13 protein-coding genes are annotated in these 13,441 nt (G+C 74.8%); 11 read left to right on the top strand and 2 right to left on the bottom strand.

The features are described from left to right. Positions 1-5: 5 nt before the first annotated feature. Complete coding sequence (locus OIE51_RS05740) at positions 6-1,676, bottom strand: PucR family transcriptional regulator (protein ID WP_326596017.1); 1,671 nt, start codon at positions 1,674-1,676, stop codon at positions 6-8. Between the two features lie 313 nt (positions 1,677-1,989). On the opposite strand from OIE51_RS05740, the gene OIE51_RS05735 reads away from it, so the two are divergent. Genes OIE51_RS05735 through OIE51_RS05715 form a run of 5 tightly spaced genes read left to right on the top strand, consistent with a single transcriptional unit; the run spans position 1,990 to position 8,072 of the window. Beyond that, positions 1,990-2,877 carry an FAD binding domain-containing protein gene (locus OIE51_RS05735; protein ID WP_326596016.1) on the top strand — a complete coding sequence of 296 codons (888 nt, stop codon included), beginning with the start codon at positions 1,990-1,992 and terminating at the stop codon, positions 2,875-2,877. Then, complete coding sequence (locus OIE51_RS05730) at positions 2,868-3,371, top strand: (2Fe-2S)-binding protein (protein WP_326596015.1); 504 nt, start codon at positions 2,868-2,870, stop codon at positions 3,369-3,371. The genes OIE51_RS05735 and OIE51_RS05730 overlap by 10 nt, the downstream gene beginning before the upstream one ends. Further along, positions 3,368-5,776: a xanthine dehydrogenase subunit D gene (pucD, locus tag OIE51_RS05725; RefSeq protein WP_326596014.1), complete on the top strand. Its 2,409-nt coding sequence runs from the start codon at positions 3,368-3,370 to the stop codon at positions 5,774-5,776. The genes OIE51_RS05730 and pucD overlap by 4 nt, the downstream gene beginning before the upstream one ends. 12 nt (positions 5,777-5,788) lie before the next feature. Further along, positions 5,789-6,991: an XdhC family protein gene (locus OIE51_RS05720; protein ID WP_326596013.1), complete on the top strand. Its 1,203-nt coding sequence runs from the start codon at positions 5,789-5,791 to the stop codon at positions 6,989-6,991. Further along, complete coding sequence (locus tag OIE51_RS05715; RefSeq protein WP_326596011.1) at positions 6,939-8,072, top strand: winged helix DNA-binding domain-containing protein; 1,134 nt, start codon at positions 6,939-6,941, stop codon at positions 8,070-8,072. Before OIE51_RS05720 ends, OIE51_RS05715 begins: the two co-directional genes overlap by 53 nt. A 16-nt stretch (positions 8,073-8,088) precedes the next feature. Here OIE51_RS05715 and OIE51_RS05710 read toward each other — a convergent pair whose 3' ends face one another. Beyond that, the gene (locus OIE51_RS05710) at positions 8,089-8,532 is read right to left on the bottom strand and encodes a hypothetical protein (protein WP_326596010.1); all 444 of its coding nucleotides are present in this window, start codon (positions 8,530-8,532) and stop codon (positions 8,089-8,091) included. A 526-nt stretch (positions 8,533-9,058) separates the two neighbouring features. Between OIE51_RS05710 and OIE51_RS05705 the strand changes: the two genes are divergently transcribed. From OIE51_RS05705 to OIE51_RS05680, 6 genes are all read left to right on the top strand, one after another. Then, complete coding sequence (locus tag OIE51_RS05705; RefSeq protein ID WP_326596008.1) at positions 9,059-9,385, top strand: DUF5955 family protein; 327 nt, start codon at positions 9,059-9,061, stop codon at positions 9,383-9,385. 28 nt (positions 9,386-9,413) lie between these two features. Then, a complete protein-coding gene (locus OIE51_RS05700) occupies positions 9,414-9,719 on the top strand; it encodes a hypothetical protein (RefSeq protein WP_326596007.1) in 306 nt (101 codons plus the stop codon). Continuing rightward, positions 9,716-10,084 carry a helix-turn-helix domain-containing protein gene (locus OIE51_RS05695; RefSeq protein ID WP_326596006.1) on the top strand — a complete coding sequence of 123 codons (369 nt, stop codon included), beginning with the start codon at positions 9,716-9,718 and terminating at the stop codon, positions 10,082-10,084. Before OIE51_RS05700 ends, OIE51_RS05695 begins: the two co-directional genes overlap by 4 nt. A gap of 60 nt (positions 10,085-10,144) precedes the next feature. Continuing rightward, positions 10,145-11,026 (top strand): 2-oxo-4-hydroxy-4-carboxy-5-ureidoimidazoline decarboxylase, encoded by an 882-nt coding sequence (gene uraD, locus OIE51_RS05690; protein WP_326596005.1) that lies wholly within the window; start codon positions 10,145-10,147, stop codon positions 11,024-11,026. Between the two features lie 4 nt (positions 11,027-11,030). Then, a complete protein-coding gene (gene pucL / locus OIE51_RS05685; protein ID WP_326596003.1) occupies positions 11,031-11,936 on the top strand; it encodes a factor-independent urate hydroxylase in 906 nt (301 codons plus the stop codon). 92 nt (positions 11,937-12,028) lie between these two features. Further along, positions 12,029-13,429: an 8-oxoguanine deaminase gene (locus OIE51_RS05680; protein WP_326596001.1), complete on the top strand. Its 1,401-nt coding sequence runs from the start codon at positions 12,029-12,031 to the stop codon at positions 13,427-13,429. Positions 13,430-13,441 lie beyond the last annotated feature (12 nt).

Here is a 13,441-nt window from a genome sequence, read left to right as displayed (position 1 = left end):
GCGCGTCAGCTCATGCGCAGCGCCAGGAAGAAGTCGACCTTGTCCTCAAGCCGCGTCAGGTCCCGGCCGGTGAGCTGTTCGACGCGGCCGATGCGGTAGCGCAGGGTATTGACGTGCAGGTGCAGCCGGGCCGCGCACCGGGTCCAGGAGCCGTCCGCCGCGAGGAACGCCTCCAGCGTCGGCACCAGCTCGGCCCGGTGCCGCCGGTCGTAGTCGCGCAGCGGCTCCAGCAGCCGGGCGGTGAACGCGCGCCGCACGTCGTCGGGGACGAAGGGCAGCAGCAGCACGTGCGAGGCCAGCTCCCCGTGGCCCGCGCCCGACACCTGTCCGGGCCGGGCCGCGGCCACCCGCAGCGCGTGTCGGGCCTCCTCCAGCGCGCCGCGCAGCCCGTCCGCCGAGGGCACCGCGGCCGAGACCCCGAGCGTCAGCCGCCCGTCGCCGTCGAGCCCGGCGGCCAGCACGTCCCGGACCGGGCCGAGCACCGTCTCGGCGCGCAGTGCCCCGTGCCCCGCGTGCTCCCCGTCCGTGACGGGTACCAGCGCGACGGCCTCGCCCCCGCCGTGCGCCACCGCGACGCCCGCCTCCGGCGCCGGGGCGCCCGTCAGCAGCTCCTCCAGCAGGCCGCGGCCGACCGGCCCGGCGTCGAAGTCCGTGTCCGGCCACTCCACCCGGGCCACGACCACCTGCCACCGCACCCGGGAGGCCCCGGAAGCCCCGGAAGCCCCCGACACGTTCGGCCCCCCCGACAGCCCCGGGACCAGCACCGGCGCGGCCACCCGCAGCCGGGCGGCGACCTCGGCGGACGGCGCGCCGGACGCCAGCAGGTCCAGCACCTCCCGCGCGAGCCGCCGCGGCACCGCCCGGGTCGCCTCGCCGCGGTCACGTTCGGCGGCGATGAGCTGGGTCACGCCGTCCAGCAGGTCCAGGCGCTGGGCCGGCCAGTCCCGCGCGTCCGCCCGCACGGCCAGCAGCCAGTCGGACAGCAGCGTGCGCCGCACGTCGCCCGCCCCGGCGCGGACGGGGAAGAGGGCGTACGCGACGCCGTCCACGACCGCCCGGTACGGTCCGCGCCGTCCGGTCCGCGCGGCGGTGAGCTGCCGCGTGGCCAGCTCGGTGCCCAGGCCCGCCGGTAGCCGCTCCTGGCGGGCGGCGGCCAGCGGCCGGCCGGTGGCGGACAGCAGCCAGGCGCGCAGGTCGAGGTCGGAGGCGAGGAGGTCGAGCACCGCCTGCGGGCCGCCGCCCGCCGGGCCAGCGGCCATCAGCCGCCGGTGCCGTTCCACCACGGCGGCCAGGTCCCCGGCCCGTTCCCCCGAGACCTGCCGCACCACGTGCTCGGTGATCTCGGCGAAGCTGACCTCCTCGGCCACCGCGAACAGCGGCAGCCGGTGCAGCTCGCAGGCCGCCACCAGATCGTCGGGCACCGAGCCGAACTCCGCCTCACCCGCCGCCAGAGCGGCCACACCCGCGTCGGCCAGGACGCGCACGAACGGCTCGGAGTCCTTGGGACCGCGCCACCACGCCAGGCCGGTCAGCACCAGCTCGCCGCCGCGCAGATAGCGGCTGGGGTCGCGGAGGTCGGTCGTCATCACGCCGCGCACCCGTCGGCCGAGCCCCCCGGCACCGCTGAGCAGCCGCAGCCCCAGGGCCCCGCTCTCCAGCAGCGCGCTCAGTCGCATCGCGGTCCTCGTCCCCGTCCTGGCTCTCGTTCCGGTCCTGGTTCCCGTGCTTGTTCTTCTTCTTGTTCTCGTTCCCGCTGCCGGGCGGTCCGCCGATCGCGCGGACGCCGGTGCCCCGGGTGATGTCCTGGGTGTTGCGGGGCCACTGCCGGACGGTTGCCGGTGGCGGTTCTTCGTATGAATCTACAAGAATGCGCCGTGGGCCGGTCCGGTGCTTCGGCCCATCCGTGACTGCCGGGACGCCCGTGAGCCCGATGTACTGGTGGCGGGCCGGTCAGGCCGTCGTGTCATCGTCGAGCGGGAGAGCACACACATGGAATTCCTTCGCCCGGCTGGCTGGGAGGAGGCGCTCGCGGCCAAGGCGGCGCATCCCGATGCCGTGCCCCTGGCGGGCGGCACCGACCTCATGGTCGAGCTGAACTTCGACCACCGCCGCCCCGAGCGGCTGCTCGACCTCACCCGGGTCCGCGAACTGTACGCGTGGGAGAACGGCGCGGACACCGTACGGCTCGGTGCCGCCGTCCCGTACAGCGCGATCATCGAACGGCTCCGGCCCGCGCTGCCCGGCCTCGCCCTGGCCGCGCACACCGTCGGCTCCCCGCAGATCCGCAACCGCGGCAGCGTCGGCGGCAACCTCGGCACCGCCTCCCCGGCCGGCGACGCCCACCCGGCGCTGCTGGCGGCCGGCGCGCGCGTCGAGGCGGCGTCGGTGCGCGGCACCCGGCTGATCCCCGTCGAGGAGTTCTACACCGGACCCAAGCGCAACGCGCTCGCGCCCGACGAGCTGATCCGCGCCGTCCACATCGACGTCGCCGACGGCCCGCAGCAGTTCGCCAAGGTCGGCACCCGCAACGCGATGGTGATCGCGGTCTGCGCGTTCGGCCTCGCCCTGCACCCGGCCACCCGCACGGTCCGCACCGGCGTCGGCTCGGCCGCGCCGACGCCGGTCCGGGCACGGGAGGCGGAGGACTTCCTCGGCGGCGTGCTGACCGAGGGCGGGCACTGGGACAGCGGCCGGCCCGTCCCGCCGTCCGCCGCCCGCCGCTTCGCGGAGCTGGTGACGGTGGCCTGCGCGCCCATCGACGACGTGCGCGGCAGCGCGGACTACCGCCGGCACGCGGTGGGCGTGCTGGCCCGCCGCACACTGCACTGGACCTGGACGGCTTACGCCGGGAACGAAGGAGGCGCGCGGTGCGCGTGAATATGACCGTCAACGGCCGCGCCTGTACGGCCGACGACGTCTGGGAGGGCGAGAGCCTGCTCTACGTGCTGCGCGAGCGGCTCGGCCTGCCCGGCGCCAAGAACGCCTGTGAGCAGGGCGAGTGCGGCTCGTGCACCATCCGGCTCGACGGCGATCTGGTGTGCGCCTGCCTGGTGGCCGCCGGACAGGCCGAGGGCCGCGACGTCACCACCGTGGAGGGCCTGGCCGAGGGGGAGGGAGAGGGCCGGCTGGCGCCGATCCAGCAGGCGTTCGTCGACGCGGGCGCCGTGCAGTGCGGCTTCTGCACCCCCGGCCTGCTGATGGCCGCCGACGAACTGCTGACCCGCACCCCGGAACCGGCCGACGCCGACATCCGTGAGGCCCTCTCGGGCAACCTGTGCCGCTGCACGGGCTACGAGAAGATCCTCGACGCGGTCCGCCTGGCCGCCGCGCGGACCGGCGCGGGCACGCCGGAGAGGACGGCCGGCCCATGAGCGTCACCCGGGCCCCCGAGGGGCTGAGCCAGCGCGGCGACACCGCGGGCGGGACCGGCGGGATCGGCGAGTCCACGCCCCGTCCGGACGGAATCCTCAAGGTCACCGGCGAGTTCGCGTACTCGTCGGACCTGTGGCACGAGGACATGCTCTGGGGCCACACCTTGCGCAGCCCGTACGCGCACGCCCGCATCGACGGCATCGACATCTCCGCGGCCCTCGCCGTGCCGGGCGTTCACGCCGTGCTGACCTACGACGACCTGCCCGCCGCCACCCACTACGGGCTGGAGATCCAGGACCAGCCGGTCCTGGCCAAGGACCTCGTCCGGTACCAGGGCGAGCCCGTCGCCCTGGTCGCCGCCGACCACCCGGAGACCGCGCGCCGCGCCGCCGCCCGCATCCGCGTCGACTACACCGAACTGCCCGTCGTCCACGACGAGGCCAGCGCCACCGGCCCCGGCGCGCCCGTGCTCCACCCCGGCCGCGACGACCATCACGCCGGGCACGTGGCCCACCCCAACATCGTGCACCGCCAGCCGATCCGGCACGGCGACGTCGCCGCCGCGGCCCCGACCGCCGACGTCGTCGTCACCGGCGAGTACGAAGTGGGCATGCAGGACCAGGCGTTCCTCGGCCCCGAGTCCGGGCTCGCCGTGCCCGCCGAGGACGGCGGCGTCGACCTCTACATCGCCACCCAGTGGCTGCACGTCGACCAGCGGCAGCTCGCACCCGTCCTCGGCCTGCCGCGCGACAAGGTCCGGCTCACCCTCTCCGGCGTCGGCGGCGCGTTCGGCGCCCGCGAGGACCTGTCCATGCAGGCCCACGCCTGCCTGCTGGCGCTGCGCACCGGACGGCCCGTCAAGATCGTCTACAACCGGTACGAGTCGTTCTTCGGCCACGTCCACCGCCACCCCGCCAGGCTCACCTACGAGCACGGCGCCACGCGCGACGGCCGGCTCGTGTACGTCAAGGCCCGCATCGTCCTGGACGGCGGCGCGTACGCCTCCTCCTCCCCGGCCGTGGTCGGCAACGCCGCCTCTCTCGGGCTGGGCCCCTACGAGGTGCCGCACGCCGACATCGAGGCCATCGCCCTCTACACCAACAACCCGCCCTGCGGCGCGATGCGCGGCTTCGGCGCCGTCCAGGCGTGCTTCGCCTACGAGGCGCAGATGGACAAGCTCGCCGCCGCCCTCGGCATGGACCCGGTGGAGCTGCGGCAGCGCAACGCCATGAGCCAGGGCTCCGTCCTGCCCACCGGCCAGGTCGTGGACTCCCCGGCCCCGGTCGCGGAGCTGCTGCGCCGCGTCCGGGCCAGGCCGCTGCCGCCGGAGCGGCAGTGGGAGACCACCGACGCGGCCGGCGCCCGCGCCACGGACGTGCGCGCGCTGCCGGGCGGGCTGTCCAACACCAGCCACGGCGAGGGCGTCGTGCGCGGCGTCGGCTACGCGGTCGGCATCAAGAACGTCGGCTTCTCCGAGGGCTTCGACGACTACTCCACCGCCCGCGTCCGCCTGGAGGCCGTCGGCGGCGAGCCGGTCGCCACCGTGCACACCGCGATGGCGGAGGTCGGCCAGGGCGGGGTCACCGTGCACGCCCAGATCGCCCGCACCGAGCTGGGCGTCACCCAGGTCGGCATCCTGCCCGCCGACACCCGGGTCGGCTCGGCCGGCTCCACCTCCGCCTCCCGGCAGACCTATATGACCGGCGGCGCCGTCAAGAACACCTGCGAGGCGGTCCGCGCCGAGGTCCTGCGGCTGGGCGCCGCCCGGTACGGCTGGCGCGAGCCGGAGCGGCTGCGGCTGGCGGGCGGCAAGGTCGTCACGACCGACGGCGAGGTACTCGCCGCGCTCGCCGACGTCCTCGGGGACGAGGCGATCGACATCGAGTGGGAGTTCCGGCACCGGCCGACCGAGCCGTTCGACCCGGAGACCGGCCAGGGCTTCGGGCACGTGCAGTACTCGTTCTGCGCCCACCGCGCGGTGGTGGAGGTCGACACCGACCTCGGCCTGGTCAAGGTCATCGAGCTGGCCGCCGCCCAGGATGTCGGCAAGGCGCTCAACCCGCAGGCCGTCGTCGGCCAGATCCACGGCGGCAGCGTCCAGGGCCTCGGCCTCGCGGTGCTGGAGGAGATCGTCGTCGGCCCGGACGGGAAGATCCGCAACCCGTCGTTCACCGACTACCTCATCCCCACCATCCTGGACACCCCCACCATGCCGGTGGACGTCCTGGAGCTCGCCGACGAGCACGCGCCCTACGGGCTGCGCGGCATCGGCGAGGCGCCCACCCTGTCCTCGACCCCGGCCGTGGTCGCCGCCATCCGCCAGGCCACCGGGCGCGCGCTGCGCCGCGTCCCGGTCCGGCCCGAGCACATCGTCGGGCCCGGGCCCGACGCCGGAGAGGCGTAGGAGGGAAGGGCCATGCTGGACATCGCCGCCGAGCTGCTCGCCTGGTGCCGCGACGGGCGCGACTTCGCCGTGGCCACGGTCGTCGCCGTGCGGGGCAGCGCCCCCCGGCCGCCGGGCGCGGCGCTCGCCGTGGACGCCGGGGGCACGGTCATCGGCAGCGTCTCCGGCGGCTGTGTGGAGGGCGCGGTCTACGAGCTGTGCCAGGAGGCGCTGGCGACGGGCCTGTCCCGCACCGAGCGCTTCGGCTACAGCGACGACGACGCCTTCGCCGTCGGGCTGACCTGCGGCGGCAGCATCGAGGTCCTCGTCACCCCGGTGCGCGCCGACGCCGCCGCCCGGCCGGTGCTCGCCGCCGCCTTGGAGTCCGCGGCCGGCGGCGGCGCGGCGGCCCTGGCCCGGGTCGTCGCCGGGCCGGCGCGGCTGCTCGGCGGCGCCCTGCTCGTGCGGCCCGACGGCACCCGGGAGGGCACCCTCGGCGGCCCGCCCGCCCTGGACGGGACGACCGCGGCCGAGGCGGCGGCCCTGCTGGCGACCGGCCGCACCGGGACGGTGGAGGTCGCCGCGGAGGGCAGCCGCTGCGGCGAGCCGGTCACCCTGCTCGTGGAGTCCAGCGTGCCGCCGCCGCGCATGCTGGTCTTCGGCGCCATCGACTTCGCCGCCGCCCTGGTCCGGGCCGGGGCGTTCCTCGGCTACCGGGTCACCGTCTGCGACGCGCGGCCCGTCTTCGCCACCCCGGCCCGCTTCCCCGGCGCCGCCGAGGTCGTCGTGGACTGGCCGCACCGCTATCTGGACGCGCAGCGCCCGGACCCCCGCACGGTGGTGTGCGTGCTGACCCACGACGCCAAGTTCGACATCCCGCTGCTGACCCGCGCGCTGCGGCTGCCGCTGGCCTACGTGGGCGCGATGGGCTCGCGCCGCACTCACGCCGACCGGCTGCGGCGGCTGCGCGAGGCCGGGGTGACCGAGCGCCAACTGGCCCGGCTGCGCTCGCCGATCGGCCTCGACCTGGGCGCCAGGACCCCCGAGGAGACGGCGCTGTCCATCGCCGCCGAGATCGTGGCCGTGCGGCGCGGCGGCGCGGGTGTCCCCCTCTCGGGCACCACCAGCCCCATCCATCACGACAACATCCATCACGACACGACCGGGATCGTAAGGTCGGGGCATGACAACGATCCGGCCGCTCAGCCTTCGGGAGCTGAACCGCGCGCTGCTTGACCGGCAGTTCCTGTTGCGGCGTCCGGCCCTGGACGCCGCGGCGGCGGTGGAGCACCTGGTCGGCCTCCAGACCCAGGTGCCGTCCAACCACTACACCGCCCTGTGGTCGCGGCTGGACGGCTTCGACCCCGACGACTTCTCCCGCCGGTTCGAGGCACGGGAGTTCGTCCGGATCAGCCTCCAGCGTTCCACCATCCACACCGTCACCGCCCGCGACTGCCTCGCGCTGCGCCCGGTGCTGCGGCCGGGCCACGAGCGGCCGTTCCGCTCGGCGTGGGCCAAACGGCTGACGGGCGTGGACCTGGACCGGGTCGCGGCGCGGGCCAGGGAGCTGGTGGAGGAACGGCCGCGCACCTTCCAGGAGCTGGGCAGGGAGCTGGGCGCCGAGTGGCCGGACGCCGACCGGCCGGCGCTGGCCCAGGTCGCCCGGCACGCCCTGGCGCTGGTGCAGGTGCCGCCGCGCGGGCTGTGGCGGCGCGGCGGCGCGGCCCGGCACACCACGGCCGAGTCCTGGCTCGGCGGTCGGCAGGCGGCGGACACGGCCCCGGACGGGCTCGTGCTCCGCTACCTCGCCGCTTTCGGACCGGCGTCGGTCAAGGACGCCCAGATGTGGTCGGGACTGACCAGACTGCGCGAGGTGTTCGACCGGCTGCTGCCGCGACTCGAACGGTTCCGGGACGCGAACGGCGTCGAGCTGTACGACCTGCCGGACGCCCCGCGCCCCGGCGAGGACGTCCCGGCGCCGGCCCGTTTCCTGCCCGAGTACGACAACCTCTTCATCGGACACGCGGACCGCTCCCGCGTCATATCCGCCGCCGCCAAGTCCCGCAGCTGGGTCGGGAACCGGGCCCTCCCGGTCTTCCTCGCCGACGGCTTCGTCCGGGGCCTCTGGCGCGTCGACGCCGACCGCGGGCACACCGCCGCGACGCTCGTCCTCACCCCGTTCGACCGGCTCACCGCCGCCGAGCGGACCGACCTGGCCGAGGAGGGCGCGCGGCTGCTCGCTTTCCTCCCCCAGGCCGCGGGCGGCCCGGGAGGCGCCCCCATCCCGGGCACCGTGCACGACGTGCGCTGGGAGTGAGCCGTGTCCGCGCGCGTCAGCTCGTCCCCGGCCCGTCCCGCAGCAGCGCGTCGGCGGGGTCGTTCACCGGCTGCGGGGTGCCGGCCAGGTCCAGCACGAACAGCGGCAGGCGCAGCTCGTCCGCCCGCCCCCGGGCCCGCTGTTGGTATCCGGCCAGCGAGAACGCGACCGGGGCCGCCGACTCGACCAGTCCGTGCAGCCACAACGTCTCGATGTCCCCGGCCTCGGTCGGCTCGGTCGTCGGATTGACCATCCCGACCACCGTGGGCCCGCGCAGGTCGAGCCCGGACACCGGGCGCGGCACCGAGAGCCGTACCCCCGGATAGCCCAGCCAGCGCAGGAACTGCGCGGAGCAGGCGACCACGTCGTACGTGGTCCTGATCGTCAGCGGCTGGAACGCCGTCCGCCCGCCGTCCTCGGCCCGCGGGGCCGCGCCGTCCGGCGCGAGCCGGACCGTCACCCCACAGGGGCAGTCGAACTCCGGCCGTGGCCACGAACCGGGGCGCCCGCAGGCCGGGCAGTCGAGCTCGGTCCACGCCCCCGACCACGATCGGTGACGCACCGGAACGGGTGAACTCCCGTGCAGCAGGGGGACGGTCACCGAGACACCGCAGGAACACGGGTAGTCGGGCGGGACGTAGGTGTGCTCCCGGCGGCACGCCGGACACCGCACAGGCACGCTTTTCGCCATCTGGCGCTCCTAGGACGGCACTTCTCTGCGAGATTCTCACAGTCTCGCGGACGGACGCGACCCGCGCAGGCGTACGCTGACAGTGCTTGCCCATGCCGCGTCGAGCGCGTTTGTTCATCCGAATGTGACACGGAATCTTGCCCTCCGTATGGCGTGATGCGCGGACAGTGATATTTACTTTCCCTGTTCGGTCCGTCGGGCGCCTCCACCCATGTGCGCCCCACGGACACGGCCGACGTCAACGGAGACGGCAGGGGAGGGTCGAGTGGCGGCAGGAGAAGCGGAGACTGCCCATATGGTGCGGAATTTCCCGCCCGGCGGGATGGATCCCCGCCTGCTGGCCTTGCGTGCGGCGGTGGACCGGCTGCGCAGAGATCTGCGCGCGTACCCGGCCACCCTCGCGGACCGTGAGGTCGCCGAGCGGGAGTTGATTGCCCTCGACGGCATGCATGCCGCCGGGGTGCCGGACACCGCCCTGTTGGGGCAATCGCTGCTGCTGATCGCCGCCGCGGTCGGCTCGGTGAGCGCGCTGGCTCCCGGGGTGCACCAGCTCCGGCAGGCGGTCGAGCTCTTCGGCGTGCCGCATCAGCGCATCCAGCCCGGTCGGCCGATCATCCGCTGATCGCCGGGTGAGACGTTAGGTTGGCGGCGTGCGACTGAGACTGGAGTTCACGACCGAGCCGTTCGATCTGGACGAGCCCCCCGAGCACGCCCTGGTGGCCCGCGAGGTGGTGCGCGGCGCGCCGCTGGACGCCGTGGACGTGGGGCCGTTCGGGAATACGGCGGAGGGTTCGGCCGACGCGGTCCTGGGTGCCGTGGACGCGCTGCTGCGCCGCGCGCTCGCGGTCGGCGCCACCCGGATCTCGCTCCAGGTCACCGCGATCGGCGAGGAGGCCGGGCGGGCCGGGTCCGGGGAGGACGCGGGGGAGTCGGCCGGGGAGGAAGGGCGGGCATGAGCGTTCCCGACGAGCGCCTGTTCATAGACGCGATCAAGCCGCTGGTGGACGCCATCGGCGGCGAGCTGGTCCCGCCGGGGGAGGCGCGCGACGACGATGTGATGCTCTCCTGGCAGGGCGCGCGGGCGGTCGCGGTGCGGCTGCCGCACCTGTCCGACTCGCTGGAGCACATCCTGAGCGAGCTCCAGCGCCGGCACGGGGTGCCGCTGGCCGAGCTGGACCGGCGGACCAAGCAGCAGGTGGTGCGGACGCTGGAGGCGCGCGGCGCGTTCGCCATGCGGCACGGCGTCGAGACGGTCGCCGCGGCGCTCGGGGTCAGCCGCTTCACGGTGTACAACTATCTGAATCGTTCAACAAACTGTTGACGTTTCCCCGTCGGGCGGCTTAGCTGGACTCCCTTCAAGCCGACGAGTGAGGAGCGTTGCGTGACGCGGAGTCCGGCGCCAGGGCTGGCCTGGCTCAACGGGGCCGACGAGCGCGCGGCGCGCGACGCCCTGCGCCATGTGTGCGCCGCGCGGGCCTGGCGCGATGGGCTCCTCGCCGCCCGCCCGTTCGCGGACACCGAGGCGCTGCTCGCCGCGAGCGACGCCGCGACGACCGGGCTGACCGCCGACGACCTCGCCGAGGCGATGGCGGGTCACCCGCCCATCGGCCGTCCGGACCCCGCCGACCCGGCCTCCGCCCGCGAGCAGCGCGGCATGGCCGACGCCCCGGACGCGCTCAGGGCCGAGATGCTCGACCTGAACCTCGCCTACCAGGAGCGCTTCGGCCATGTCTTCCTGATCCGCGCCACCGGGCTCAGCGGCGAGCGGATGCTCGCCGCACTGCGTGCCCGCATGGACAATCCGCCGGACGCGGAACGGGAGATCGTCCGCGTCGAGCTGGGCAAGATCAACCGCCTCCGCCTCACCCGGCTGGCCGAGGCCACCGCCACCGTCTCCACCCACATCCTGGACACCAGCGCCGGCCGCCCCGCGCCCGGCGTCGCGGTCACGCTCTCCGCGCTGCCCGTCCCGGCGGGCGGGACGGTGGAGGCGGACGGGGCGGACGGGGCGGACGGGGCCTGGACCGCGCTCGGCACCTCCCGCACGGACGCGGACGGCCGCTGCAAGGACCTGCCCGCGCTGCCCGGCGGCGCGGCGGCGGCCCGCCTGACGTTCGCCGTCGAGCCGTACCTGAGCCGGACGGGGACGGCGCCCGCGTTCTTCCCCGAGGTGACGGTCGCGTTCGCCGTGGTGCCCGGCGAGCACTATCACGTTCCGCTGCTTCTCAACCCGTACGGCTACTCCGTCTACCGAGGGAGCTGACCTCATGCCCACACTCGGCCAGAACCAGTACGGCAAGGCGGAGACCCGTGTCGTCCGGATCACCCGGGACGGCGCCACGCACCACATCCGGGACCTCAACGTGTCGGTCGCCCTCTCCGGCGACATGGCGGACGTGCACCACTCCGGCTCCAACGCCGCCGTGCTGCCCACGGACACCACCAAGAACACGGTCTACGCCTTCGCCAAGGAGCACGGGATCGCCTCGCCCGAGGCGTTCGCCGCCCTGCTCGCGCGGCACTTCGTCACCTCCCAGCCGACGATCCACCGGGCGCGTATCCGCGTCGAGGAGTACGCCTGGGACCGCATCCCCACCCCGGACCGCGGCGAGCACTCGTTCGTCCGCACGGGCGGCGGCACCCGGACGGCGCAGGTCACGTTCGACGGGGACTCCTGGGAGTTCCTCAGCGGGCTCACCGGGCTGACCGTGATGAACTCGACGGATTCGGAGTTCTCCGGCTTTGTCAAGGACCGCTACACCACGCTGCCGGAGACCAGGGACCGCGTCCTGGCCACCGATGTGACCGCCGTCTGGCGGCACTCCTGGACCGGCGACCCCGCGCGGGCCCCCGGCGACTGGGACGGCTCCTGGGCGGCGGCCAGGCAGCACATCCTGGACGGCTTCGCCCGGACGTACTCGCTCTCGCTCCAGCAGACGCTGTTCGCGATGGGATCGCGAGTGATCGACAATCTGCGGGAGATCGACGAGGTCCGGCTCTCGTTGCCCAACAAGCATCACTTCCTGGTCGATCTCGGACCCTTCGGCATCAAGAACGACACCCCCGACGGCGCGGTCTACTTCGCCGCGGACCGCCCCTACGGCCTGATCGAGGCCACCGTGCTGCGCGACGGCGCGCGGGCCCGCATCCCGGTGGACATGACGAACCTGTAGACCGCCGTGCGGACCGCGCCGCCGGACGCGCGCGACGATCCGGCACCTCCCGCACCCATCGACCCCGGCCGCCGCCGGAAAGCGAGGAACCCGTGACCGCCGCGGACCACGACCCTGCCGCCCAGCGCGTCCTCATCGAGAACTGCGCCGTCGCCACCGTCGACGCCGAGGGGACCGAGCACGCCCGTGGCCACATCGTCATCGCGGGCAACCGCATCGAGGCGGTCGGCCCGGGCCCCGCGCCCGCCGGCCTCACGGGCGTGGTCCGCCGCGTCGACGCCGCCGGCCACCTGGCGACCCCGGGCCTGGTCAACACCCACCACCACTTCTACCAGTGGCTCACCCGGGGCCTGGCCCAGGACTGCAACCTCTTCGACTGGCTGGTCACCCTCTACCCGATCTGGGCGCGCATCGACGAGCCGATGGTGCACGCCGCCGCCCGGGGTTCGCTGGCCATGATGGTCCGGGGCGGCTGCACCACCGCCATGGACCACCACTACGTCTTCCCGCGCGGCGCGGGCGACCTGCTCGGCGCCGAGATACGCGCCGCCCGCGAGATCGGCGTCCGCTTCACCGCGACCCGCGGTTCGATGGACCGCGGCGCGTCGGACGGCGGGCTGCCGCCGGACTTCGCCGTGGAGACCACCGAGGACGCGCTGCGCGCCACCGAGCGCGCCGTTCGGGACCACCACGACCCGTCGTTCGACTCGATGCTGCGGATCGCCGCCGCGCCCTGCTCGCCGTTCTCCGTCTCCACCGAGCTGATGCGCGAGGCGGCCACGCTGGGCCGCCGGCTCGGTGTGCGGCTGCACACCCACGGCTCGGAGACGGTGGAGGAGGAGAAGTTCTGCCACGAGCTGTTCGGCATGGGCCCGACCGCGTACTTCGAGTCCACCGGCTGGCTCGGGGAGGACGTGTGGATGGCGCACTGCGTCCACATGTCCGACACCGACATCGACGCGTTCGCCCGCACCGGCACCGGCGTCGCCCACTGCCCGTCCTCCAACGCCCGCCTCGCCGCCGGGATCGCCCGCGTCCCCGACCTGCTCGCCGCCGGTGTCCCGGTCGGTCTCGGCGTGGACGGCACCGCCTCGAACGAGTCCGGCGAGCTGCACACCGAGCTGCGCAACGCCCTGCTCGTCAACCGCCTCGGCCCGCACCGCGAGCGGGCCCTGACCGCCCGCCAGGCGCTGCGCCTCGGCACCTACGGCGGCGCCCAAGTGCTGGGCCGGGAGGAGGAGATCGGCTCGCTGGAGGCGGGAAAGCTGGCCGATGTGGTGCTGTGGGACCTGACCGGCCTCGGCCACTCCACCATCGCCGACCCGGTCGCGGCCCTGGTCCTCGGCCCGCCGGCGCCGGTCGCCCTGTCGCTGGTCAACGGCGCCCCGGTCGTGGAGCATGGCCGCCTGCTGACGGCCGACGAGGAGACGATCGCCCGCACCGCCCGCACCCAGGCCCGCCGCCTGACGGAGATCGCCGCGACCGGAGGCTGAGCCGGGCCCGTA

The sequence above is a fragment of the Streptomyces sp. NBC_01803 genome (assembly GCF_035917415.1).
Lineage (GTDB): Bacteria > Actinomycetota > Actinomycetes > Streptomycetales > Streptomycetaceae > Streptomyces.
The sequence above is the reverse complement of the archived record's forward strand: the minus strand, read 5'-3'. Positions and strand labels throughout refer to the sequence as shown.